Origin of the sequence: Burkholderia sp. BCC1996 (genome assembly GCF_905339955.1) — a bacterium.
In the GTDB taxonomy this organism is placed as follows: Bacteria; Pseudomonadota; Gammaproteobacteria; order Burkholderiales; family Burkholderiaceae; genus Burkholderia.
The window spans coordinates 237045-262072 of the sequence record NZ_CAJPHM010000006.1; the positions used below are offsets into that span (position 1 = coordinate 237045).

The following is a 25028-nucleotide window of genomic DNA, read 5'->3' on the forward strand; positions in this document are numbered from 1 at the left end:
ACGGTGTCGCGCGCAAGCAGGATCGATGCGCGGCGATCCTGCCCCGTTATTAATTGTCGATACGGCCGTCGAGCACGCGTTTGAGCGTGTCGAGCGCCTGTGCCGTCGAATCCGGCGCGACGCAGTCGACGACGATCCGCTCCGGCATCGCGCGCAGCCACGTGATCTGCCGTTTGCACAGCTGGCGCGTCGCGAAGATGCCCTTGTCGCGCATGGTCCGGTAGTCGGTGTCGCCGTCGAGGAATTCCCACGCCTGCCGGTAGCCGACGCAGCGCATCGACGGCAGGCCGAGATGCAGATCCTCGCGGCGGCGCAGCCGTTCGACTTCGTCGATGAAGCCCGCGTCGAGCATCGCGTCGAAGCGTTGCGCAATGCGCGCGTGCAGCACCGCGCGGTCCGACGGTTCCAGCGCGACCGGCACGAAGCGATAGGCCGCGGCCGCGTCGTCCGCGCGCCGCGGCGCGGCGAGCAGCGCCGACATCGGCTGCCCGCTCAGCAGGAACACTTCGAGCGCGCGCTGGATTCGCTGCGAATCGTTCGGTGCGAGCCGCGCGGCCGTCGCGGGGTCGACCTGCGCGAGCCGCGCGTGGAGTGCCGGCCAGCCGTCGCGCGCGGCCTCGGCGTCGAGCTCCGCGCGCACGGCCGGATCGGCGGTCGGCAGGTCGTTGAGGCCCTGCGTGAGCGCCTTGTAGTACAGCATCGTGCCGCCCGCGAGCAGCGGCGTGCGGCCGCGCGCGGCGATCTCGCCGATCAGGCGCAGCGCGTCCGCGCGGAATTCGGCCGCCGAATACGCATCGGCCGGGTCGATGATATCGATCAGATGGTGCGGCACGCTCGCGCGCTCGTCGCGCGTCGGTTTCGCGGTGCCGATATCCATGTCGCGGTAGACGAGCGCCGAATCGACGCTGACGATCTCGATCGGTCGGCGCGCGGCGAGCGCCAGCGCCGCGGCCGTCTTGCCGGAGGCGGTGGGGCCGAGCAGGCAGGCGATCGTCGTCGGGGCGGACTGCGGTGAAGCGTTCATTGCCCGCGCATGAAGAGACGGTCGAGATCGTTCAGCGTGAGCTGATACCACGTGGGCCGGCCGTGATTGCACTGGTCCGCGCGCTCGGTCGCTTCCATCTGGCGCAGCAGCGCGTTCATCTCGTCGAGCGTCAGGCGCCGGTTCGCGCGCACCGCGTGGTGACACGCAAGCGTGCCGAGCAGCTCGTGCTGGCGTTCGGTGAGCACGCGCGAACCGCCGAACGCGTGCAGGTCGGCGAGCACCGCGCGCGCGAGCGACTGCAGGTCCGCGTCCTTCAGCAGCGCGGGCACCGCACGGATCGCGAGCGACGTCGGCGACAGCACCGCGAGGTCGAAGCCGAGCGATTCGAGCGTGTCGCGTTCTTCCTCGACCGTGCCGATCTCGACCGGCGTCGCCGTCATCGAGATCGGCAGCAGCAGCGACTGCACGGCGACCGTGCGGTCGGCGAGCGCGTTCTTGAACTGTTCGTACAGGATCCGTTCGTGCGCCGCGTGCATGTCGACGATCACGAGGCCGTGCGCGTTCTGCGCGAGCACGTAGATCCCGTGGATCTGGCCGAGCGCGAAGCCGAGCGGCTGCTCGTCGTGCGCGGCGGCGGCGAGCGGCGACGCGACGAAGCCCGACAGCGGCCCGGCCGGCGCAGCCGCTGCATCGGCCGCATCGCGCGCGACGATCGTCGTGCCGTCCGGCGTGCCCGCGCCCGTGTCCTTGCGGCCGAACAGCGCGTCGTAGAGCGCGAGCGGCTGCGCGACCGGCAGCGTGCCCTGTGTCATGCGCGCCTGGCGCATCCACGTGTTGCCCGACGACGAAGAAGAAGAGGACGACGGCGATGAGAAGCCGCTGCCGCCCGTGCCGGTGGCCGCGCCCTGGCCGAGCGGCGTATTCAGGAACGACGCGGGGCCGCTCGGCGCCGGTGAGAGTTGTGCGGCATGGCCGCCCGCGGTGGTTTCCGGCGACGCGCCCGCGTGGCGCGCGAGCGCGCGCTGCACCGCGTGGAAGACGTACTGGTGGATCGAGCGCGAATCGCGGAATCGCACCTCGATCTTCGACGGGTGCACGTTCACGTCGACGGCTTCGGGCGGCAGATCGAGGAACAGCACGTAGGACGGGTAACGGTCGCCGTGGAGGACATCCTCGTACGCCGCGCGCACCGCGTGCGTGAGCAGCTTGTCGCGCACGAAGCGGCCGTTGACGAAGAAGTATTGCTGGTCGGCGCGGCCGCGGCTCGCGGTCGGCAGGCCCGCGCAGCCGTAGACGGCGAGCGGCCCGGCCTGCTCGTCGAGCGGCAGGTGTGCGGTCGCGAAGCCGTCGCCGAGGATCTTCGCGACGCGCTGTGCGGGTTCGGTCGCGTTCCAGTGCTCGACGGCCTTGCCGTTGTGCAGCACCGAGATCGCGACGTCCGGCCGCGCGAGCGCCGCGCGGCGGATCATTTCCAGGCAGTGGCCGAACTCGGTCTGCTCGCTTTTCAGGAATTTGCGGCGCGCGGGCGTGTTGAAGTACAGCTCGCGCACCTCGATCGTCGTGCCGACCGCGCCGGCGGCCGGCGACAGCGCGCCCGTGGTCGCGTCGATCTTCGTCGCATGCGCGACCTCGGCCGTGCGGCTCGTGATCGACATCTCGGCGACCGACGCGATCGACGCGAGCGCTTCGCCGCGAAAACCCAGCGTCGCGACCGCCTCGAGCTCCTCGAGCGAGCGGATCTTGCTCGTCGCGTGGCGCATCAGCGCGAGCGGCAGTTCGTCGGGCGGAATCCCGCAGCCGTCGTCGGTGATCGAGATGCGCTTGACCCCGCCTTCCTCGAGCACGATGCGCAGCGTCGTTGCGCCGGCGTCCATCGCGTTCTCGAGCAACTCCTTGACGACCGACGCCGGGCGTTCGACCACCTCGCCGGCGGCGATCTGGCTGATCAGCTGGTCGGGCAGGGGCTGGATCGCGCGCAGCGGGCGCGCGGCGGGCGTGGGCACGGCGCCTGCGGCCGTTTCGGTGATTTCGGACATGGCCGAATTATAGCGAGGCGGCGGCGGATGCCGTGGCCGGGGCCGCTTACGTTTTTTTCACGGAGCCTTAAGGTAGTTTCGGTATGATGACTGCGTTCCGCGCACCGCCTTGTGCGGCGGGCACTTCCGCTTTTCGGCCGCTCCGGCCCTTTCGCCTTCGAGGAATCGCATTTGGATACGCTGCTTCATTTCGTCAACCTGGTCCTGCATATCGACGCGTTCCTCGGCGACTTCATCCGGCAGTACGGTGCGTGGGTGTATCTGGTGCTGTTCCTGATCGTGTTCTGCGAGACGGGGCTCGTCGTGTTGCCGTTCCTGCCGGGCGATTCGCTGCTATTCATCGGCGGCGCGTTCGCGGCGACGGGCGACATGAACGTCGGCGGGCTGATCGTGCTGCTGCTGGTCGCGGCGATTGCCGGCAATACCGTGAACTACCTGATCGGCCGCTGGGTCGGGCCGAAGGTGTTCAATACGCATATCCCGGTGCTCGAGCGCTTCCTCGATCGCGCGGCGTTGCAGAAGACCCACTCGTTCTACGACAAGCACGGCGGCAAGACGATCGTGCTCGCGCGCTTCATCCCGGTCGTGCGCACGTTCGCACCGTTCGTTGCCGGTGCGTCGTCGATGAGCGTCGCGCGCTTCCAGCTGTTCAACGTGGTCGGCGCGTTGCTCTGGGTGCTGCTGCTGGTGCTGCTCGGCTACTTCTTCGGCAATATCCCGTTCATCCGCCAGTATCTGAACGTGATCGTGCTGGCGGGGATCGGCGCGGCGATCGTGCCGGTCGCGATCGGCGCGCTCTGGAAGCTGGTGCGCGGGCGGCATTCAGGCGGTACGCAGAACACGCGCGGCCGCTGAGCCTGCGCGTTTTCCGCTTCGGCGCAGTGAAAAGCGTGGCAGTTGCCACGCTTTTTTTTCGTCCGTGCGGTTCGCGCGCTCCGATCGATTGCCGATGTGCGGTATCGGCCGATCCGGCTGCTCGACGCCGGCAACTTCAGTCGGAATCCCGCGAACCGCTTGGCGACACCGTTCCTCAGGTCGTGCGATGGAAGATCGGCGTTTCGGGCGTCGGGTATTGCGCGTCGCGGAACGTCTCGAGGATCACGCGGTTGGTGTCGCAGTACACCTGCCAGTAGTTCTCCGGCTGCGTCGACGGACGCACGAACAGCAGCGGGCCTTCCGGCGTGAACTGCAGCACGCCGACGTCCGGCGCAGGCACCTTCATCACGTTCGGGATCAACTGGATCTGCGTCTTCAGGCGGTTGATCGCATCGGCCGCGTCGACGCCGTTCGCGATCTTCGCGGTCAGGTCCACGCGGCGATGCGGCGTCGCGCTGTAGTTCGCGATGTTGTCCGAGAAGATCTTGTTGTTGCCGACGATCGTCACGACGTTGTCGGCGGTGATGATCGTCGTGCCGAACAGGCCGAGTTCCTTCACCGTGCCCGTGACGCCGCCCGCGCTGATCACGTCGCCGATCTTGAACGGACGCAGCACCTGCATGAACACGCCGGCGGCGAAGTGCGCGAGCAGGCCGCCCCACGCCGTGCCGATCGCGAGGCCGAGGCCGGCGAGCAGGGCGGCGAACGACGTGGTCTGAACACCGAATATCTGCAGGATCGCAAGGATCAGCAGGATCGTCAGCAGCACGCTGACTACGGAGGTCAGGTAGTCGGTGAGCGTCGGGTCGACCTTGCCGCTGCGGCGTACCACCTTGCCCAGCAGGCGCGTGCCGAGGCGGATCGCCCAGCGGCCGATGAACCACAGGACGATCGCGGCGAGGAGGTTGAGGCCCAAGTCGAGGCCGCGGGTCATTAGGAATTGCTGGGTGGTGGCGAGATCGAGCATATGGGCTCCGCGGTGAGGGGGGCGTGGCAGTTTAAAGCCGAATGTAGTCTGATTATTACCGGATTTTACAAGACATCTCGGCGACAACTTCCGGAACTGCATCGTGCGACTAAGGAAAGGTATGTTTTACTGCCGCACGATAGATACGTCGCGTGAATCGAAAGCATGTGTAGAAGCGTTAACAAGATTTAAAGTAAGGAAGTTTTCTTCTATGTAAGCTGGTACAATGCGGCGCCTCGGTAGATTGAGGTGATTTAAAAATTCAGGGGCGCGGGGCAAAAAGTCCACCGTGCACAGGGCGCAAACGATAAAAGTATGACCGGGGTTGAGTATGGCAGAACCGCCAAACGGGGATTCCAGGCTGGGCGAGGCATTTGCGATTCAGCGAAGAGTCGTTTATGCGTTGTTTTTGCGCGAGCTGAAGACCCGGTTCGGCAAGCATCGGCTCGGGTATCTGTGGGTGTTTCTCGAGCCTGTCGTTCACATGCTCGTCTTGTTCGCAATCCTGGGTTTGATCGCGAAACATACGATGCCCGGTATTTCGTTTCCCGTATTTCTCATCTGCGGCTTGGTGCCGTATTTCATGTTCATCAACATTGCGCTGCGATCCTTGAACGCGCTGGAAGCGAATCTCGGGCTGCTGAGCTACCGACCGGTGCATCCGCTGGATACATTGATTGCACGTGCGGGCCTCGAATGCATTATCAGCGCAGTTGTCCTGGTTGTATTGTTGGTTATTCTCGGCCTTGGTGGGCAACCCGTTCAATTGGGTGACATTCCGGAACTCGCTGGGATTTGGGCGGTACTTGTTCTTCTGGGGCTGGGTGTCGGGATGATCTTCATGGTTATCGGCCACGAATTCCCGGTTAGCGAGAAGGTGATCCCGTTGTTCATGCGTCCCCTTTATTTCACCAGTGCGGTGATGTATCCGCTGACGACAATTCCGGCCGAATACCGTGGGTGGGTGTTGTGGAATCCTCTCGTTCATATTCTCGAATTGTTGCGGCATACGATCGTGCCGGCATACGCGGTCGAAAGCGTTGGGCTTGCATACCCGGCGTTCTGCGCGCTGGTCGTTCTGTTTGCCGGCATGGCCCTGTACAAGGCACGTGAACCATCCCTGCTGCGATCATGATTCGACTCGAGAATCTCACGAAATCGTACAAGACACCGTCGGGTCGACATTACGTATTCAGGGACGTCAATGTCGAAGTGCCGTCAGGGAAGAGTATTGGCCTTATCGGGCGTAATGGTGCTGGCAAGAGCACGTTGCTCAGCATCATTGGCGGTATTGATCGACCCGACCGTGGCCGGGTGGTGACGAACCGGCGCATTTCGTGGCCAGTTGGTCTTGCGAACGGATTTCAAAGCAGCATGACGGGACGCGAGAACGTCAAGTTCGTCGCGCGCCTGTACGCGAGCAAGGCCGAACTGGCGGAGAAGGTGCAGTTTGTCGCGGACTTCTGCGAACTCGGCAAGTTCTTCGACATGCCGATCCGCAGTTACTCGACGGGCATGCGGGCCCGACTGGGTTTTGGGCTGTCGATGGCGTTCGACTTCGACTACTACGTGATTGACGAGGTGACGGCGGTCGGCGATGCCGTCTTTAGAAAAAAAAGCGAGGCGTTGATGATGGCCAGGCGTGCCGTCAGCCAGTTCATTTTTGTGTCGCACGGCCTCGACGAGGTAAGTCGGGTCTGCGATGTCGGATTGCTGATCGGCAACGGGAAAGTCACGTACTACCCCGACGTGAATGAGGCAATCGAAGTTTACAAGCAAGAGAACAATGTCTGATTGGTTGGGGAAGCTGCGTGGGCATCGGCTGCAGGTATCGCTTGTCGCGGTACCGCTTGTTGTTTGCGGGTTGTATCTCGGGCTGGTTTCCCGGGATCGCTACGTCAGTGAATCGCAGGTGCTGGTCAAGGACTCTGGCCGTTCTGTTGGGACGGGGTTGAATATTCAGGCGCTGCTTGGAGGAGGGGGCGATGCATCGGCGCGGGACGACGCGGTAGTGCTCAAACAGTACATCGAATCGCCGGACATGCTGGCGAAAGTAGATGCGCGGCTGAAGCTCAAGGAGGCATTCGGCCATGTTGGATTCGACTTGCTCAACCGACTTTCGCCACACGCCACGCGGGAGGAGGCGCTGAAGTACTACCTTCGGCGTGTCAGTGTGGAGGTAGACGACAAGACAGGGCTGTTGACGATTCGGACCCAAGGTATGTCGCCGACCTTCGCGCAGACATTCAATCGAACGTTGCTGAGCGAAAGCGAAACCTTCCTGAACGAGTTGTCGCATCGCATTTCGCGCAACGACATGCTTTTCGCCCGTGAGGAAATCGACCGTTCGTATGACGAAGTCAAGGCAGCCCGCGATTCGGTGATCGCATTCGAAAACAAGACCGGCATGCTGGACCCGACGGCGAGCGCTGAAGCAGGCGGGCGTATGGTGGTCGAAATGCAATCGAAGCAGGCGGAGCTCGAAGCGGAATTGCGCAACCTGCAGACGTATATGAACGATGACGCGCCACCGGTTGTAGCGAAGCGTAACGCGCTATCGGCGCTTGTCGCGCAGATCGCCGTCGAGAGAGCCAAGCTTAGTGCGCCCGGCGACGGCAAGATGAACCGGACGGCCGCGCAGTACGCGGAACTCAAGTCTCGTCTCCAGTTTGCAACTGACCTGTACAAGGTATCGCTGTCGACTTTCGAAAAGGCCCGGATCGAATCGGGGCACAAGGCAAAGAGCTTGTCCGTGATCGTGACGCCCAACCTGCCGGAAGAGGCCGAGTACCCGCGCAGACTTCACATCATGATGTCTCTCGTTGTCGGATTGTTGTTGTTGTTCGGTGTCGTGAGGCTGGCGCAAGCGATTATCGAAGATCACCGGACGTAACGAATACGACTACCGCCGCGATTTGTATTGTGGTGGCAGTTCGCACGAACTTGAATGACTGGGACAGCGTCGTTGCCGTTGATGGGGGTAGCGAATGCAAGCAGGCATCGACAACGCAAATATTGAGATGATCAATCTATCAAGAGGCCGAAAGGCATTGATTGCCCTGATGCTGGGCACCGCGAGCACGGCGGGTTGGGCCGGGATCAGCGATACGCTGTTCGGGCTCTCGGGAACCGACAGCGATAGTGGCTCGACGTCGTCCAGAACGGCTGCCGACGGTGGGCAACGCGGTGCCGCTTCGACAGGCTTCGGGTATAACCCCGACGACGTAGCAGCCGGCGCGACGATGCTTCAAGGCGGCAAGGTGTCCCGTCAGCAAGGCGGCCCCGGAGGTGCGGCTCCGAGTCCGGCCGACGTCAGTGTCGCCCCGCAGGCGCCGAATAGCATGTTCGGCTCGCAGTTGTTTGGCGGGACATTCCATAACAGCCGGGGGACCGGATTCAATCCGGGCTATCAGGTCAGCATTGGCGATACCGTTACGCTCCGGATGTGGGGTGCTTTCGCATTCGACGGCCAATTGACCGTCGATCCTCAAGGAAACATCTTCGTGCCGAATGTAGGGCCAGTCACGGTTGCCGGTGTTCGGAATGCCGATTTGAACGGGCGTGTGCTGAATGAAGTGCGCAAGGTCTACAAGGCAAACGTGAACGTTTATGCCAGCCTTGACGTTGCGCAGCCGGTGAAGGTGTTCGTCACCGGATATGTCAAGCAGCCGGGTATGTATGGAGGCATTGCATCAGAAAGCATCCTGTCCTACCTCGACAAGGCCGGTGGCGTCGACGTCGACCGAGGCAGCTATGTCGACGTGATGGTCAAGCGTGGCGGTGTGGTGCGCAAGCGTTTCAACTTGTACGACTTCTTGTTGAATGGCGAGATCGATCAGTTGCAACTGGCCGATGGCGATGTGATCGTCGTCGGGCCGCGCGAACATGTTTTTACGGTGCGAGGCGAGGTCTACAACGCATACGACTTCGAATTCGCCACGCCGGTCATCACGCTTCAGCAGGCACTTGCGGTCGCGCGTCCGAAACCCGGTGCAACGCATGTCAGCATCGTGCGTCGCCAGGGTACCGAGCGGACTACCGAGTATTACGCGATTTCGAACGCGTCGAACGTCAGGCTCAACGACGGCGATCAGCTCACGGTCACTTCGGATCGCTACGCCGGCACGATTCAGGTGCGTGTCGAGGGGGCCCATTCAGGAGAGCACGCATTGGTGCTCCCGTATGGTTCGACGATGGCACAGGTGCTGGGTCGGATTCGTACCAATCCGTTGTCACGCGTGGACGAAGCCCAGTTGTTCCGCAAGTCGGTTGCGGACCGGCAAAAGGAAATGTTGGGTGTCGAACTGCAGAAGCTTCAGGAGGCGGCGTTGTCCGCGCCGTCCGCTACGAGCGAGGAGGCCAATCTGCGCTCGAAGGAAGCCGAGAACATCACGAAGTTTGCTGCGCTCGCGAGCAAGACTGAATTCAAGGGGCAGGTCGTACTCAACGAGCAGACGATGGGGAACGTGATTCTCGAAGACGGCGACGTCATCAACATCCCCGAAAGAACCAGTGTCGTCATGGTGCATGGAGAGGTGCTCTTCCCGAACGCGGTTGAATGGCAATCGGGCATGACGGCGAGCGACTATGTTGGCCACGTCGGCGGTTATACGCAGAAGGCCGACAACAGCAAGATCATCACGATTCATCAGAACGGCAAGGCTGAACTGGCCGACAGTGGTACGAAGATCGAGGCCGGCGATGAACTCATGGTGTTACCGAAGGTGAAGTCGAAGAGTATCGAGATCACGCGCGGGATTACGCAGATCCTGTATCAGATGGCAGTGGCCGCGAAGTTGATCTTCTGGTGATGGTTGCAGCACGTCACATGGCGCGTAGAGAGCGCGTCATGTGACACCGAGAGGGCCGCGGGCGCTCGTTGGCACGAGCGCACCGGCAGATTGCTCCTTCGGGGGCTCATAAAATAATAGCAACGATAATTATCATGAAAATTCTGACCGTGTTTGGCACGCGGCCGGAGGCGATCAAGATGGCGCCGCTGGTACACGCGCTTAGGGGGAAGCCGGGTGTGGAGTGTCGTGTATGCGTCACCGCACAACACCGGCAGATGCTGGATCAGGTTCTCGAACTTTTCGAGATAAAGCCGGATTACGATCTGAACCTGATGAAGGCGGGGCAAACGCTCCAGTCGATCACGTGCGACATCGTGAGCGAGATCACGCCCGTCCTTTCATCGTATCGGCCGGACTACATGCTCGTGCATGGTGATACGACGACCACGTTCGCGAGCGCACTGGCAGCGTTCTATCTGAAGATCAAGGTGGGTCACGTCGAAGCCGGGTTGCGTAGCGGCGACATGTACTCGCCATGGCCCGAAGAGGGTAATCGCAAGCTGACAGGTCAGCTTGCCGACATTCATTTCGCGCCGACGGTGGCGTCGCGCGAGAACCTTATCGCCGAACGTGTTCGCGACCGGGACATCGTCGTGACGGGCAATACCGTTATTGACGCGCTGCTGCAAGTGACGCGCAGGCTCGAGCACGATCAGGTACTCCGGCGCCAGATGCGCGATGCATTCCCGACGCTTGAAGACGGGCGTCGCATGGTGCTCGTTACGGCTCATCGCCGAGAGAACTTCGGGGAAGGGATCCGGAATATCTGTCAGGCGATCCGTGAGCTTGCCGCGCACTATACGGACGTCGATTTCGTCTATCCGGTGCACCTGAATCCGCAGGTCAAGCTGCCGGCCGAGGAAATACTGTCGGGCCTGCCTAACGTCCATCTGCTGAATCCGCAGGACTACTTGCCTTTCGTCTATCTGATGTCGCGTTCGACACTGATCCTGACCGACTCCGGCGGGATTCAGGAAGAGGCGCCGTCACTCGGCAAGCCCGTGCTGGTCATGCGTGACACGACGGAGCGTCCCGAAGCCGTTGCTGCCGGCACGGTTCGATTGATTGGCTCTGACAGCGCGCGGATCGTCGCGGCGTGTCGGGAACTGCTCGACGACGCGGAGCGCTATGGGGAAATGGCGCGTGCACACAATCCGTATGGCGATGGCCGTGCATGCGAGCGCATCGTTCGCCATCTTGTCGGTGAGAGCGATCGAAATGATCCACAGTCGTTCTCGTCGACCCAGGATGTGGCGCGGGCGATTGCCGGCTAGTGCCCCGTGCAGCGACTGTGACCGATCAGCTCTGATTCGCGCGGCGTGCCGACCGGGCACCGCGCCACCATACCTTCAAGGACGTTCCGTGAAAAATTCCATTCAATCCATCTCTGTCATCGGGCTTGGGTACATCGGCCTTCCGACTGCCGCGGTGCTCGCGTCGCGCAAGATCAAGGTCGTCGGTGTCGACATCGACCAGCACGCCGTCGATACGATCAATCGGGGTGAGATTCATATCGTCGAACCGGAGCTGGACATCGTTGTGCATGCGGCCGTGAAGGAGGGGTGGCTGCGCGCGACGACCCGGCCCGAAGCTGCCGACGCCTTCATGATCGCGGTGCCCACGCCGTTCCACGGCGACTACGAGCCGGATCTGTCATATGTCAAGGCAGCCAGCGAATCTATCGCACCGGTTCTCAAAAAGGGGGACGTCGTCATTCTCGAGTCGACCTCGCCCGTAGGTACGACCGAGCAGATGGTGGAATGGCTGGCGCGGGCTCGACCAGACCTCGTATTTCCGGTGAAGGACGGGGCCGAGTGCGACGTCTACGTGGCTTATTGTCCGGAGCGGGTTCTCCCCGGTCAGGTGATTCGCGAACTGATCGAAAACGACCGTGTGATCGGTGGCGTGAATCCGCTGTCCGCCGTTCGTGCACAAGAGGTTTACCGTACGTTCGTCGATGGTCAATTGCTCGTCACGGACGCTCGTACGGCGGAGATGTCGAAGCTGACCGAGAACGCATTTCGCGACGTCAACATCGCGTTTGCCAATGAGCTTTCACTGATTTGCGACAAACTGAACATCAACGTTTGGGAATTGATCGGCATCGCGAATCACCATCCGCGCGTCAATATCCTCCAGCCAGGGCCGGGCGTTGGCGGTCACTGCATCGCGGTCGACCCATGGTTCATCGTCAACAAGACGCCCGACCAGGCGAAGTTGATTCGACAGGCTCGTGAAGTGAACGATTCGAAGCCTCACTGGGTGATCGACAAGGTGCGCGCGGCGGTCGACTCGCTGTGCGCAGCCGGAAAGGCACAACGCGACATTCGAATCGCGTGCTTCGGCCTCGCGTTCAAGCCGAATATCGATGATTTGCGAGAAAGCCCGTCGGTCGATATCGCGCACAAGCTCTCCGACGCGTATCCGGAACAAGTCTTCGTCGTAGAGCCGCATATCGATGCGATTCCGCAAAAATTGGAGTTCGGCGGCGCGCGATTGATGGATCTTGACGGCGCGCTGGAGCGTGCGGACGTTCTGGTCATGCTGGTCGACCACGCGCAATTCAAGGCGATGAAACCGACCCTGCGCGAATCACAGCGACTGGTCGATACGAAGGGCATCTGGGGTTGAATGACTCCTGTCGGCGCTCCGCGCACGACGCGGAATAGCAAAGGCGAATCTGAAAAGGCAGGGAAGTCGGGATGAGCGTGAATATCGATGTCGGTACAGGTGAGGGTCGGGGTGAGATCGCCGCTTTGCGACGGGAGCGAGATCGATATGCGGCGCTATGCGCAACACTGCGGGCAGAGCGCGCTGCGCAGGACGAACTTGTGTCGCGGCTCGAAGCGGAAACCGCGCGGTTGCGCGAGCTTCACGAGGCCTTGGCAAGTGTCGACGCAGGTCCGGCATCGCTGCACGCCGATGGCGCTTCCGAGATGGCTAGGTATCAGCAGACGATCACCGATCTCACGAGCCGATTCGAAGGGTTGAAGGCACAACGTAACCGGGAGGAGGAGACTTTCCGTCAGTACCGCACCGACACGGGCGCCACTATCGAAGCGCTCGCGGCCGAGTTGTCGCGGCACGGCGAGACGATTGGCAGCCTGACGAGCGAAGTCGATGCGGCAAGGAGCGTTGCGCGGCAGCAGGAGCAATTGCGCGCGACGGGCGTTGCGGCGCTCGAACAGAAAATCGCGGCTTTGGAGGCTGAACGCAATGCTCGCGCGATCGAGCGGCAGGAAATGGGTTCGATGCTCTCGGTGTTGCGCTCGGAAAGCAAGTCGTCGTCGGCCAATCTCGAGAAGTTCAAGCTGGACGCGGTTCGCAACAGGATGGCACTCACCGAAGCGAACGCGCAGATCGAGCGCTTGCGCCAGCAACTGATCGCCGCAAATCAGCAGGTGCTTCGGACGAAGAACACACTGTCGTTTCAACTCGGGCACGCGCTGATATTCAGCACCAAGTCGTGGAGCGAGTTCTTCGCATTGCCGGGCAAGTTGCTGGCGATTCACCGTTTGTCGAAGCAACGTCGGGATGGCATGCAAGCGAAGGGGCTGAAGAGCGCCAACGTTCGTCCCACGTTGCAAACGGTGCAGGCTTCATCGCTCCCGGACACCGTCGAGCATGTTGCGGCCGCTGCGCGCGCGCGATTGAAGGGCTTGCACGACGATGACGGTCAGCAGCTTGCTCAGCGGATGAAGCAACTCAAGATCGCGGCGATCATGGACGAGTTCACGTTCGGCTCGTACGATCCCGAGTGCAATCTGTTGCAATTGACGCCTGCTCACTGGCAGACCGAACTCAATGCGTTCAATCCGGACATGCTGTTCATCGAATCCGCGTGGCGCGGCAAGGATGATCTCTGGGGGAGCAAGGTCGGCCATTTAAGTCAGGAAGTCGTCGGTATCGTTCAATGGTGCCGCGATCACAAGATTCCGACGATCTTCTGGAACAAGGAGGATCCGGTTCATTTCGAAACGTTTCTGACGACGGCGAAGCTGTTCGATTTCGTCTTCACGACGGATATCGACTGCATTCACCGCTACAAGGCCGCGCTCGGCCACGAGCGGGTCTATCTGCTGCCGTTCGCAGCTCAACCGCTCGTCAACAATCCCGTCGAGAAGTACGAACGGAAGGATGCGTTCTGCTTTGCCGGGGCCTATTACGTCCGATATCCGGAGCGGACGCGGGATCTGGGAAATTTCATCGTCAACCTGCCCGAGTTCCGTCCGCTGGAAATCTACGACAGAAACTACGGGAAAAGCGACGCCAACTATCAGTTTCCGGACGAATACCAGCCGTTCGTCGTCGGCAATTTGCCGTACGCGGAGATCGACAAAGCGTACAAGGGTTATCGATACGCGATCAACCTCAACTCGATCAAGCAATCGCAGTCAATGTTCGCGCGTCGCGTCTATGAACTGCTGGCATCGAATACGATCACCATCAGCAACTTCTCGCGTGGCGTCCAGCTGATGTTCGGCGACCTCGTCGTAACGAGCGATAGCGGCGCCGAGATCCGGCGACGCCTCGAAGCATTGGGCAGCGACGAAGCGGGCGCACGGAAGCTCCGCCTTGCTGCCCTTCGCAAGGTGATGCTCGAGCATACGTATCAGGATCGGCTGGCTTATGTGATCTCGAAGGTCAGCGAGGAGACATTGCCGTCGCTGCTGCCGCAGATCATCGTAATCGCCCACGCCAAGGATCAAGTGCAAGCCGACTGCCTGCTGCGAGCGTTCGAGCGGCAGCAATATCAGGCGAAGACGCTGGTGCTCGTTGTGCCGGAGAAGTTCCAACCCGCCGGCGTGCCGGACGGGGACACGGTGCGCGTATTGTCGTCGCTTGAGTCGGATACGGTAATGTTGCACGCACTGGCATCGCCGGTTGCTTGGCTTTCCGTCATGGTCGCGGACGATTATTACGGCGCTCACTATCTGATGGATCTTGCACTCGCGACGCGCTACTCGCAGGCGCTTGCGATCGGTAAGGTTGCTCAGTATGTATGGTCGGGTAGCAAAGGCTTGTCCCTGCTTCGCGAGGACACTGCATATACGTCCGTTGCCGAGGTTGATGCGCGATCGGGTATCGCGCGTTTCGATACCCTGCCCGCGGTATCGTTGCGCGAATGGATGAGGGAGCTATATACCGCGCGATTCGAGCACAAATCGTGCTTCGCTGTTGACGAGTTCAACTACTGCCGAAGCGGTGTCGCACTGGACGAGGCTGGCCGCGCGGCTGTCGACGACGTGGTTCTTTCGGATCATGGACTGACGCTCGACGAAATGCAGCGGAGGGCGGAAGCGATCGCTGCCGAGCGACTCGATAGCAATGCCCTTCCGCAGTTGCGCGGTAGCGAACTGGCATCGCTGTTCGCGACGGCGCCGGCGAACAGCCGCGTGTCGATGGTCGAACGCGGCGGTTGCCTGCAGGTCGATTCGGCGTTACCGGACGGCTCACACGAATATTGGTACGCCAATCGCGATTTATCGCCGTCCGATCTGTCGGTCGAAAACGGGAAACTTCAGTTCCATCTAGAAGTTTCGCCTGGTCTGAACATCCAGGTTGTCGTGTTGTTTCTCGATAGTGCAAAGGTGCGGATCGGCCACGTCGTGAAGGCTTCGAATCGCAATCATGATGTCGAGTTGCCGGCAGGCTTGACGTTCTTGCGGATCGGCCTGCGGGTATACGCAGGCGGATCTGCGCGCGTGAAATCGCTGCTGCTCGGCCATCGTTCGCTTCTGCCCGCGGATGTGTTTTCTCAGGGCCAACATCTCGTACTGACAAACCACTATCCGTCCTACGACGATTTGTACCGCAATGCGTTCGTGCATAGCCGGGTGCGCGCCTATCGCGAAAATGGCGTGCGATGCGACGTGTTCCGCTTTCGTGACGAACAAACGGTGGAGTACCAGGAATTCGAAAACGTCGATGTGATGACGGGGGGGGCGGAGGTGCTGGATAGATTGCTTCAGACGGGGCGATACCGCTCGGTTCTGGTCCACTTCCTCGATGATGCAATGTGGCGAGCGCTTAAGCCTTACGCCGACCGATTGAAGATCGTCGTCTGGGTTCACGGCTCGGACATCCAGCGCTTCGAGCGCCGCGCGTTCCTGTATGACGACGCGGAGCAACGTTCGGCCGCTGCGCTGAAGAGCGAACGGCGTTCGGAATTCTGGCGGAGCCTGCTGACGGACCGACCACGATCGATGCACTTCGTCTTTGTCTCGAAGTATCTCGCGACCACAGCAATGGAAGACCTCGGGTTGGTGTTGCCGGAGGATGCGTACAGCGTCATCCATAACCCGATCGATACCACGCGATTCGATTATGTAGAGAAGGACGCAGTACTGCGCTGGAAGGTGCTGTCGATTCGTCCTTATGCGTCGAAGGTCTATGCCAATGACCTGAGCGTCAGCGCGATTCTCGCGCTGTCGGACAAGCCGGATTTCGACCGTATGCAGTTCCACCTGATCGGCGACGGCGCGCTATTTGACGAGACCGTAGCGCCGCTGCGTGGATTCCCTAATGTCCGAATCGAACGGCGTTTCCTGACGCAGCGCGAAATCGCCGATCTGCACAAGGAATACGGGGTGTTCCTGTGCCCGTCGAGAATGGATACGCAAGGCGTATCGCGCGACGAAGCGATGGCATCGGGTCTTGTCCCGGTTACCAATGCAGTCGCGGCCATCCCCGAATTCGTGGACGAAACATGCGGTGTGCTCGCGCCAGCGGAGGACGCGACCGCACTTGCCGAGGGACTGCTGGCGCTGATTCAGGATCCGCGACTGTTCGAAGACCTGAGTGCCGGCGCGGCACGGCGTGTCAGACGGCAGAGTGCTCACGATGCGGTGATTCAACGCGAACTGGCGTGCTTTGCGGGCGATCCGGAAGCGGCTAGGCCAGGAGAGACATCGGTCTCGCAATGATTCTCTAAGTTACATCGGGATTCATGCATGCCCAAGACGGGTGAGTCTGAAAAGGATAATGGTGCGGGGCATTGACGATTGGAACCGCACCGTCGACAAGAACTGCGGCGGGGAAAGATGGCTGACCAATACATGGATCGCGTCGTATTGAGCGAGCGAAACTCGATGATCTACTGCGCAGTGAACGTCGCCGAGAAGACGTCGATCGAACTCGATGCGACGATTGCGGGGGGATTGCCGGATGGCACGAACCTGATTCTCCTGATCAACGGTGACGCACTGACGGAGCAGCACGCAACGGAAATCGGGTTCGTGCCGACCAAGGGGGGCTATTACCAGTACTTGAAGCAGTCGGTGAAGGACGAACGACTGTGCCATGCATTCGATATCTTGCCGGAAGTCACGTCGGTCAGTATTCGACTGTGGGGCATTGGCGTGCCGCCCGTCGTGCTGGACGACGTTCGCATGACGGGCGCCGAAGAGGGGTGCGTTCGATTCCTGTCCGCTCGTCCGCGCCGCATCATTAAGAAATGGGAGTCGCTCGGTGGGCAGCAGCGCCGACCGGTTGCAGCGAATTTGCTGCTCGCCAAGCATGCATGCGGTCCGGCATGCGTCGTGCATTGCAATAAATGGTTCGACTCGATGGATGGCTACGAGCAGCGGACGAAGCGTGCCGAGTTCGGACGCGACGATGTTTATGTCGAGCGAAATACCGGAGAACTGATTCCGGCGAGCATTCAACGCACGGCGCCCGCGATGCTCGAGATTCCCGAATCGATCGACTTGTATTGGTCCCGCATCGGCGATAAGTCGCGCAATATGGTGCGAAAAGCCAGGCGTCTCGGTTACGAATACCGGGCAATCGACCCTGACGAATATGCGCAGGACATTTACGAGATCCGGACGTCGGATCCGATGCGTCAGGGCCGACCGATTCCAGAGTACTACTACAAGAATCCGCCCGAGCATGTAGTGAAGCCTAGTGCCGTCGGTTGCCGGCTGCATACCGAGCGATTCTACGGCGTGTTCAAGGGCGATCGACTGGTCGCGTACGTCACGCTCTTTCTCTTTGGTGAGCTTGCGCAGGTCAATCACTTGCTGTGCCATAGAGACCACGCCAGCAGCGGCGCGATGAATCTCAACGTGTTTCACGTCGTCGACGAACTCATTAGGCATCAGCCTGAGGTGCGCATCGTAAACTATCTGTACGTCGGTCAAGCCGCGGGTGGGATCAATCATTTCAAGGAGAGTGTCGGCTTTCGCGACACCGCCTTCATGACGTACGACAGTGTGGTCGAGTTGTACGCCCGGCATGAGCAGGATCGGTTGCCGACCAGTGGTTCGACGGCGGCATCCGCGGTATCTCCGTCGTCGTTCAAGATGAAGGTCAAAGACCCCGGCCGGACATTTCTGCGCGAGCAGGTGAGCGGTGACGTCATGCAGGCGATCGAGAACCGCATCGGCCGGCGCGTTGCGCGTCTGCCGATGCCCGTCTATCAGGAATTCGAGCGTTATCTGTCGCGTGGTTTGAGCGAGACCGTGATCGACTGGATGGAGGGAAGCTGTTTCGCAGTACCGTTCCCGGACCGGATTCCCGATGCCGACGATGAGCTCTGCAATTACATGCGCCGCCGTTTCAAACAGAGCCCCATATTGAACGACGGTTTCGAAACCGCGTTCAAGGGCAGCGATTTTCGCGTACTGGGCTATTTCCTGGTCAGCGATGATGACGCGTTGTTCTTCCGGGGGCTGTTGGTGGTCGAGAAATTGACGCCAGTAGGAAGGAGCAATGTTCGCGGTCTGACAGAGGCGTTCCAGAAGTTCGGAAAAGGCGGCGTGCGTCCGGATTCGATCGTGCGCAACAAGCCCCAAGGAATCTTCCTTGCGCGAGATCGATTCATGGCGTCTGTTCCGGCAGGTGTGTCGCCCCTTGACCGTGTCCGCCTTGCCGACGAGTATCAGCCCTTGGCCAACGGGTGGCGCCTCGGAAACATCGTGAAGATGTCGTTTCCGTATTCGACGGCAACCGTCGATGTCGAGCTGAACAAGACGTTCGCGTGGAATTCGGAACTACCGAACAACTCGGTGCGCATGTGGTACTACTCGTTGATCTATATCGGGCGACTGCTTGCGACATACCAGCAGTCCAACGATTCCGTGTCCCTGGAACTTGCATTGTCGTTGACGTCCGACTATCTCGACTACGTAGCCGTTGCAGAGCATCGTGCAAGCGTGGACGGGATTGCTTCCGCAGATCATGCCACGGCCGAACGATTGAAGGTAATGCTGACGCTGCATCAGATCATCCGGCATTCTGACGATCCTCGATGCGTCGCCCTGTTGCCGCGATTGCTCGCGGAAATGCATTACTGCGCCGAATGGCTGACGGAGGAAGCCAATCTCGGTGTGGGCAACCATCAGCTCATGGGCTGCATGTCCCTGATGTTCATGTATTCGCTTCTGTCGAACGAGGCCGGCGCGGTTTATCTTGAAACGGCGCTGCGCCGAGTGCGCGCGCTGCTGGAGGAGTCGTTCGACAAGGATGGGCTGTGTAACGAGAATACGATCGGCTATCACAACTTCAACCTGTCGTTGTACACGAAGATTCACGAGGCACTCGGCAAACTGGGCATCGCAGCGTCGATGCGAGCCGATATCGAACCCGTCCTCAACAACGCGATGCGCGCGTTACAGTTCGCCATTTTCCCTAACGGCATGATTCCGCCCATCGGCGACTCGCCGCGCTACGACTCGCGCGTCACCTCCGTCAATGAGTCGTTCTGCTTCTTCGAGTCCGGGTTCGCGGTCGTCAAGCGCGACGACTTCTATATGTCGTTAATCTGCGGCGGCAGGACGAACTGGCACAAGCACATGGACGACACGGCGATCTATCTGCAGTACAGGGGAGAAGACGTGTTTATCGACGGCGGGAGCTACTCGTACGATCAGCGGAATCCGCATACGCGCTGCATCAGTTCGTCGGCTGGCCATAGCGGTGTGTTTCTTTCTCAGTTCGATGGTTTGCCGCGATACGAACTGATCGCGAAGTACGGACCGGTGTCGGGCAGCATCAAGCGGTTCGAGGAAAGCGACGACGGTGTGCGGATCGAGTGCGCTTACTCCGTTCCCGGGTGCTGGACAAGCTTCCGGAGATTCGTGTTTGTCCACTGGATCGGCGAGGTTGTCATTGTGGACATGGTGAAGTCGCCGGATCCCTCGGCTGCCGTGCAGCGCTTTCTGCTTGCGCCGGACGTTTCGGCGCACGCGGAACAAGGAATCATCCGGCTGCAGGGCGAAACGTTCACGGGAGCGATCATCCATTCGTCGCACCATGCGGACTTCTACCGCGGCGAGCAGGATGGAAAAGTGCGAGGTTGGAGTACATACGACTTCGGCGAAATCTCGCCGACCACGGGTATCGATCTGAGCGGAGGACCGGTTGCCGGGGAATTCTCGTCGATCGTTGTGTTGAACGGCACTGATCCGGAAGGTTGTTCCGACAGTGCGCGAGCATTTGCGAACAAATCCGATCCGTTCTTCACGAGATGATCGGTTGCCACCGATTGTCGCGCTGCCTTTCCCAGATTCACGGTCTCGGCTTATGAACGATATTTCAAACTGCTATCACTCGACTGATGGCATTCAGCTGTCCGATGCGGGTGTTCAATTTTCGCTCGATATCACGGGCGTGCGACGGTTTTCCGTTTGCATGGACCTGGTCTGCGGGTCGCAAGTCGGAACCCATTGCGCATTGGTTCAGGTCGAGTTCAGCGAACTGCCAAGCGAGCCCGAACGACTGGGACTTGTATATTCCCACCATGGCTGGTGGTATCGATACGTACCGACTTGCGCAGGCCGTGTATCGCTTGACTGGGAGTTTTCCCAAGCCACTCCGTTTGCAGGTACCGTCCGCTTCAAGATCGTGACGTGGGGGGCGAACGACTTCGTGCGCCTTCACTCCTTCGTCGCACTTACGAGTCCTGCCGCGGATCAACTGGCGGCACGATATGCCGCTGCGCGCGATGCCGCGCGATATCCGCCGAAGGTATGGGCCAGCATAAGCGAGTTTCTGTCTGCGACAGCGCTGCCAAATTCCGCACATATCGTCCCGGTCAATGATCTGTTGATCGAATTTCTGCTCGTGGATCGACGCAGCCCTGCGCTATTTTGCTTTCTTCATGGCAATGCACCGCGCTCCGAGGTGTTCAAGCTGCCCGTATTTAGCGGCGTTTCGATGATGAACGACGTGAACAGTTCCGTCCTCATATTTTCCGATCCTGCGTTGCTGCTGGATCCGGATTTGACGCTTGCATGGCACGTCGGCACGTCGACCACGCCGCTGCAATACCTGTATGAATTGATCACAGAGAAGGTCCGTTCCATTCTCGCTCCCAAGAGGCTGGTTTTCTGGGGTGGGTCGGGCGGCGGGTTCGCATCGCTGTATTTGTCGACGAGATTTGCCGATTCCACCGCCTTCGTATGGAATCCGCAGACTTCGATCCTGGCGTTCGAGGAAACGGCCGTGCGGAATTTCGGCCGCATCTGCTTTGGTACAGAAGATCTCGTGACGCTTCGCGAAAGGCTCGAGAAAGTGGCCGTGGTCGACTTGTGGCAGGTCTATCCAAGCGACGGGAATCGAGTGATTTATCTGCAGAACTTCACGGACTGGCATACCGACTATCACCTGAAACCGTTCCTGTCGAATTCGAGCTTTCGTGATGTTCGTGGAACCGAGTTCTGGGGCTGGCTGGACGAGCGGTTCTTCCTGCACCTCGGCAGTCTCGCGCAAGGACACGAACCGCCACCGAAGGAGGCCATCAATGCATTCCTGGTCAGGCTTGCGCAGGCCGGCCCAGACGCGATCGAATCAGTCAGCGTCCTGCCGGACCGAATGCCGAATCATGTCGGGGTGTCGCCTGATTCGCACGTGAATGAAGACGGGCCGCGGGCCTGAGAACAATGAGCAAGGTATGGTGCCGCTATGAATGAAGCATGGATCGATCGAGTTGTACTGAATCGCGGGCGCGGGGTGCTCAACGGTATGTTTACCGTTGAGCGGAGGAGCGTGGTTTGTCTGTCCGCGATGGTGGGATGGACGCCGCCTGAAAAGGGCAACCTGCTTCTCGTGATCACGGGCGAGCGTCTGACCGAAGCAAAGGCAGCAGAGATCGGCTTCATCAAGACATCTTCCGGTTTCTATCGGTATCTGGCGCCGTCCATAAAGGACGGAAAGCTCGCGTTCGACTTCGAGGTGATTCCGGAGGTGACCGGATTCCAGATTCGGCCGTGGAACATGACGACGCCTGTGGTACTCGAAGACATCGTACTGACGAGTGAAGATGCCGTTCCCGTGTTTCCCGGCCCGTCGCGCAGGGTCATGAAGCGGTGGCACCCGCTGACCGCGGACGGCAGCCGGTCGCTGTCGGCTAATTTTTTGATTCGCAAGACGAACTGCGGGTTTCATTGCGTTGCGCATTGCAATCGCTGGTTCGAGTCGATGGACGAGTTCGCGGTTCGGGCTCGTAGCGACGCCTTCGGTCGCGATGACGTGTACGTCGAGACGCACACGGGGGAACTGGTCCCGGCTTCACTGCAGCGTGCGCAACCTGCCATTCTCGAGATCCCGGCGTCGCTCGACGCGTATCTGAAATCGATCGGCGACAAGTCGCGAAACATGATCCGGAAAGCCCGGAAGCTCGGCTACGCGTTCAGGCGTGTCGGACCCGAGACGCTGGGCCAGGACATCTACGAGATCCGAACTTCCGATCCGATGCGCCAGGGGCGCCCGATTCCAGAATATTTCCATACGAACCCGCCGCAGTATGTCGTCGCACCAAGTCCGGTGGGTTGCGCGCTACATACCGAGAAATTCATCGGAATTTTTCTCGGTGACCGACTGGTGTCGTATATCACCGTATTTCTGTTCGGTGAACTGGCGCAGGTCAATCATATTCTTTGCCACAAGGCGCACGCCACGAACGGCGTAATGAATCTCAACGTCCTGCATATGGTCGATGAGTTGATCGCGCATCATCCTCATGTGAAGGCGGTGAACTACATGTACATCGCCGGCCAAGATAGCGGTATCGATACATTCCGGCGCAGCGTCGGATTTGCACCTCGCAGCTTCCTGACGTACGACGGTGCGCCGGCGATGTTTGATAGCCCCGCGAAATCGGTGTCCGAGAACGCGGACGATGTACTGAGCGCACGGCACGAAAGTAAAGGAAAGGAAAAGCTCCGGTTGTCGCAATGGGCGTTTATTCGCGAATCGATCGCGGCCGAGGGTGCACTCGCACATGTCGCCGACAGGATCGGCCGTGCCGTCGTCGAGATGCCGCAGCCGGTCCCGGAACAATTTGTCGAGTACATCGGCAAGGGACTGATGAGGTCAGTTGCGGTTCAGCCGGCGGGGACGATCATTGCCGTGCCGTTTCCCGGCCGGGCCGACGCGGATACCGGCCACGGCGTTGCTGACTATCTCAAGCGACGCTTCAAAGGGAGCCCGGTTGGAAACGATGGTTTTCAGTCCGGTTTCAAGGGAGGCGAGTTGCGTGCGCTCGCGTTTTTTGAAATCGCCGACTGGGCTGAGCAGTTCTGCAACGGCATACTGGTGCTTGAGAAGGTGACCCAGGCGCCGGGCACCGCATCCGAGACCGACGAGACGCCGGACGTTCGGGTCATGGCCGAAGCCGACTTCCTGGCAGCCACGGCTGTCCGTCCGTCAAGACTGGAGAGGGTGCGTCTGGTCGACGACTACCAGCCACTCGCAGCGGATTGGCTGACGGCCGGCACCGCTCAAATGTCGTTCATGACGGGGGCGACGCGCATCGACGTCAAGGTCGGTACGCGCTTTCCGTGGAATCACACGTTTGCATTGAATGCCGATCGCATGTGGTATTACTCGCTCGCCTATGTTGGCCGTCTGTTGGCAACCTGGGCACAGCGCAAGGACGCCGATGCACGCAAGCTGGCAATCGAGCTGATCTCGAGCTTCATGGATTTTACGGCGATTGCGGAGAATCGGCTCGCGATCGGTCGTATTCCGTCCGCCGACCATTCAGCCAGCGAGCGCTTGAAGGTGCTGCTGACCTGCCACCAGGTTCTAGAAGAGGTCGGCGCGTCGACCAGGCTGCGCGTGCGTCTTCTGCGGGAAATTCATCGCTGGGCCGAGTGGCTTGCCGACGACAGGAATCTCGGTGTCGGAAACCACAAGCTGATGGGCGCGACATCGCTGATCTATGTATGTGCCTTACTGGCCGATGGTGAAGGCCGCGGCTATCTGGAGATTGCAACGGATCGGATTCTGTCGCTTGCCGCGCAGTCGTTCGACAAGGACGGTCTGTGCAACGAGAACACGATTGGCTATCACAATTTCAACTTGTCGCTGTACCGCAAGCTGCGCGCCATACTTGCGAATCTCCAAATCGCCGGTGATTTGCGGGACGGAATCGATGCACTGATCGGAACGGCATCCAATGCACTCGAACTGTGCGTGCTGCCTGACGGTAAAATTCCGCCGATAGGCGATTCGCCGCGCTACGATCTCGGACTGCAGTCGCGTGATGGCGCGTTTTGCTTCTCCGAGTCAGGATTTGCCGTGGTGAAGCGTGACGGCCTCTACTTTTCGCTGGTGTGTGGCGGGCGGACCGAATGGCACAAGCAGATGGACGATTCGTCGATCTACTTGCAGTACAACGGGGTCGACGTCGTAGTCGACGCCGGCAGCTATTCATACGATCAAGGTGATCCTTATTCGCGCTGCATTACGTCGACCACCGGCCATAGTGCTATTGTTCCGGCGGCGCTCGATGGCTTGCCGCGACACGAGGTCCAGTCGAAGTTCGGCCCGGTCTCGGGGCGCATCGAGCAGTTTGAAGAATCAGATGATGGTGTCCGAATCGCTTGTGCCTATACGGTGCCGGGATATGACGCGACGCTCAACCGTTACGTGTTTGTGGGGCGATCGGATGAAGTCGTCGTGGTGGACACGTTCGACGCACCCGATACGGCCGATGTGGTGCAACGCTTTCTCCTTGGCCCGGAGATCGACGTTGAAAGCGATGACGAGTGCATTCACCTGAGCGCACAAAAATTCGCTGGCACCCTTATCCATCGCGGTGCAAATGCCGATATATACAGGGGCCAGGGTGACGACAAGATTCGCGGCTGGACGGCCTTCGAGTTCGGCAAGGTCGTGCCGACCACTGGCGTGGATCTGCGCTCGCGAGGCGGAGACATGGCATATGCGACGATCATTCGCCTCGGTGAGGGCGGATTGACTGACTGCTCGCCGGCCGCGATGAACTTCGCAGCGCGCACGGACCCGTTCTTCGAGACGGGCACTGCGCGATTGCATGACGACAACTAAAAGCAAGTACGAGG

General features: G+C 60.3%; 14 protein-coding genes. 11 read left to right on the top strand and 3 right to left on the bottom strand.

The genetic code is table 11. The annotated features are described in order from the left end of the window. Positions 1 to 49: 49 nt before the first annotated feature. Both miaA and mutL read right to left on the bottom strand, forming a co-directional pair. A complete protein-coding gene (miaA, locus tag U4Z64_RS11115; protein WP_321819950.1) occupies positions 50 to 1024 on the bottom strand; it encodes a tRNA (adenosine(37)-N6)-dimethylallyltransferase MiaA in 975 nt (324 codons plus the stop codon). Next, entirely contained in the window at positions 1021 to 3021 is a 2001-nt protein-coding gene (mutL, locus tag U4Z64_RS11120; protein WP_321819951.1) for a DNA mismatch repair endonuclease MutL, read from the bottom strand. The genes miaA and mutL overlap by 4 nt, the downstream gene beginning before the upstream one ends. Before the next feature lie 171 nt (positions 3022 to 3192). Here mutL and U4Z64_RS11125 point away from each other — a divergent pair, with 171 nt between their 5' ends. Beyond that, complete coding sequence (locus tag U4Z64_RS11125) at positions 3193 to 3876, top strand: DedA family protein (RefSeq protein WP_321819952.1); 684 nt, start codon at positions 3193 to 3195, stop codon at positions 3874 to 3876. Positions 3877 to 4051: 175 nt separating this feature from the next. Here U4Z64_RS11125 and U4Z64_RS11130 read toward each other — a convergent pair whose 3' ends face one another. After that, positions 4052 to 4864 carry a mechanosensitive ion channel family protein gene (locus tag U4Z64_RS11130; protein WP_321819953.1) on the bottom strand — a complete coding sequence of 271 codons (813 nt, stop codon included), beginning with the start codon at positions 4862 to 4864 and terminating at the stop codon, positions 4052 to 4054. 331 nt (positions 4865 to 5195) lie between these two features. Between U4Z64_RS11130 and U4Z64_RS11135 the strand changes: the two genes are divergently transcribed. The 10 genes from U4Z64_RS11135 to U4Z64_RS11180 all read left to right on the top strand — a co-directional run bounded on the left by U4Z64_RS11135 (position 5196) and on the right by U4Z64_RS11180 (position 25014). Next, positions 5196 to 5999, top strand: a complete 804-nt coding sequence (locus U4Z64_RS11135; RefSeq protein ID WP_321819954.1) for an ABC transporter permease — start codon at positions 5196 to 5198, stop codon at positions 5997 to 5999. Next, complete coding sequence (locus tag U4Z64_RS11140; RefSeq protein ID WP_321819955.1) at positions 5996 to 6658, top strand: ABC transporter ATP-binding protein; 663 nt, start codon at positions 5996 to 5998, stop codon at positions 6656 to 6658. The genes U4Z64_RS11135 and U4Z64_RS11140 overlap by 4 nt, the downstream gene beginning before the upstream one ends. Beyond that, complete coding sequence (locus tag U4Z64_RS11145; protein WP_321819956.1) at positions 6651 to 7757, top strand: lipopolysaccharide biosynthesis protein; 1107 nt, start codon at positions 6651 to 6653, stop codon at positions 7755 to 7757. Before U4Z64_RS11140 ends, U4Z64_RS11145 begins: the two co-directional genes overlap by 8 nt. A 94-nt stretch (positions 7758 to 7851) precedes the next feature. Then, complete coding sequence (locus U4Z64_RS11150; protein ID WP_321819957.1) at positions 7852 to 9675, top strand: polysaccharide biosynthesis/export family protein; 1824 nt, start codon at positions 7852 to 7854, stop codon at positions 9673 to 9675. Positions 9676 to 9806: 131 nt separating this feature from the next. Next, entirely contained in the window at positions 9807 to 10991 is a 1185-nt protein-coding gene (gene wecB / locus U4Z64_RS11155; RefSeq protein WP_415750565.1) for a non-hydrolyzing UDP-N-acetylglucosamine 2-epimerase, read from the top strand. A gap of 88 nt (positions 10992 to 11079) precedes the next feature. Then, positions 11080 to 12348 (top strand): UDP-N-acetyl-D-mannosamine dehydrogenase, encoded by a 1269-nt coding sequence (gene wecC / locus U4Z64_RS11160; protein WP_321819959.1) that lies wholly within the window; start codon positions 11080 to 11082, stop codon positions 12346 to 12348. Positions 12349 to 12419: 71 nt separating this feature from the next. Next, positions 12420 to 16643 carry a glycosyltransferase family protein gene (locus tag U4Z64_RS11165; protein WP_321819960.1) on the top strand — a complete coding sequence of 1408 codons (4224 nt, stop codon included), beginning with the start codon at positions 12420 to 12422 and terminating at the stop codon, positions 16641 to 16643. 117 nt (positions 16644 to 16760) lie between these two features. After that, on the top strand, positions 16761 to 20192 hold the full coding sequence (locus U4Z64_RS11170; protein WP_321819961.1) for a heparinase II/III domain-containing protein: 3432 nt from the start codon (positions 16761 to 16763) through the stop codon (positions 20190 to 20192). Positions 20193 to 20244: 52 nt separating this feature from the next. Next, positions 20245 to 21597 carry a hypothetical protein gene (locus tag U4Z64_RS11175; RefSeq protein WP_321819962.1) on the top strand — a complete coding sequence of 451 codons (1353 nt, stop codon included), beginning with the start codon at positions 20245 to 20247 and terminating at the stop codon, positions 21595 to 21597. Between the two features lie 27 nt (positions 21598 to 21624). Then, positions 21625 to 25014, top strand: a complete 3390-nt coding sequence (locus tag U4Z64_RS11180) for a heparinase II/III domain-containing protein (protein ID WP_321819963.1) — start codon at positions 21625 to 21627, stop codon at positions 25012 to 25014. The last annotated feature ends 14 nt before the right edge of the window (positions 25015 to 25028 follow it).

What these genes read in the sequence shown, in the direction of transcription:
- U4Z64_RS11150 (WP_321819957.1), top strand. Translation starts at nt 7,852, where the DNA reads ATGCAAGCAGGCATCGACAACGCAAATATTGAGATGATCAATCTATCA.
- mutL (WP_321819951.1), bottom strand. Translation starts at nt 3,021, where the DNA reads ATGTCCGAAATCACCGAAACGGCCGCAGGCGCCGTGCCCACGCCCGCC.
- U4Z64_RS11135 (WP_321819954.1), top strand. Translation starts at nt 5,196, where the DNA reads ATGGCAGAACCGCCAAACGGGGATTCCAGGCTGGGCGAGGCATTTGCG.
- miaA (WP_321819950.1), bottom strand. Translation starts at nt 1,024, where the DNA reads ATGAACGCTTCACCGCAGTCCGCCCCGACGACGATCGCCTGCCTGCTC.
- U4Z64_RS11180 (WP_321819963.1), top strand. Translation starts at nt 21,625, where the DNA reads ATGAATGAAGCATGGATCGATCGAGTTGTACTGAATCGCGGGCGCGGG.
- U4Z64_RS11130 (WP_321819953.1), bottom strand. Translation starts at nt 4,864, where the DNA reads ATGCTCGATCTCGCCACCACCCAGCAATTCCTAATGACCCGCGGCCTC.
- U4Z64_RS11165 (WP_321819960.1), top strand. Translation starts at nt 12,420, where the DNA reads ATGAGCGTGAATATCGATGTCGGTACAGGTGAGGGTCGGGGTGAGATC.
- U4Z64_RS11145 (WP_321819956.1), top strand. Translation starts at nt 6,651, where the DNA reads ATGTCTGATTGGTTGGGGAAGCTGCGTGGGCATCGGCTGCAGGTATCG.
- U4Z64_RS11175 (WP_321819962.1), top strand. Translation starts at nt 20,245, where the DNA reads ATGAACGATATTTCAAACTGCTATCACTCGACTGATGGCATTCAGCTG.
- U4Z64_RS11170 (WP_321819961.1), top strand. Translation starts at nt 16,761, where the DNA reads ATGGCTGACCAATACATGGATCGCGTCGTATTGAGCGAGCGAAACTCG.
- U4Z64_RS11140 (WP_321819955.1), top strand. Translation starts at nt 5,996, where the DNA reads ATGATTCGACTCGAGAATCTCACGAAATCGTACAAGACACCGTCGGGT.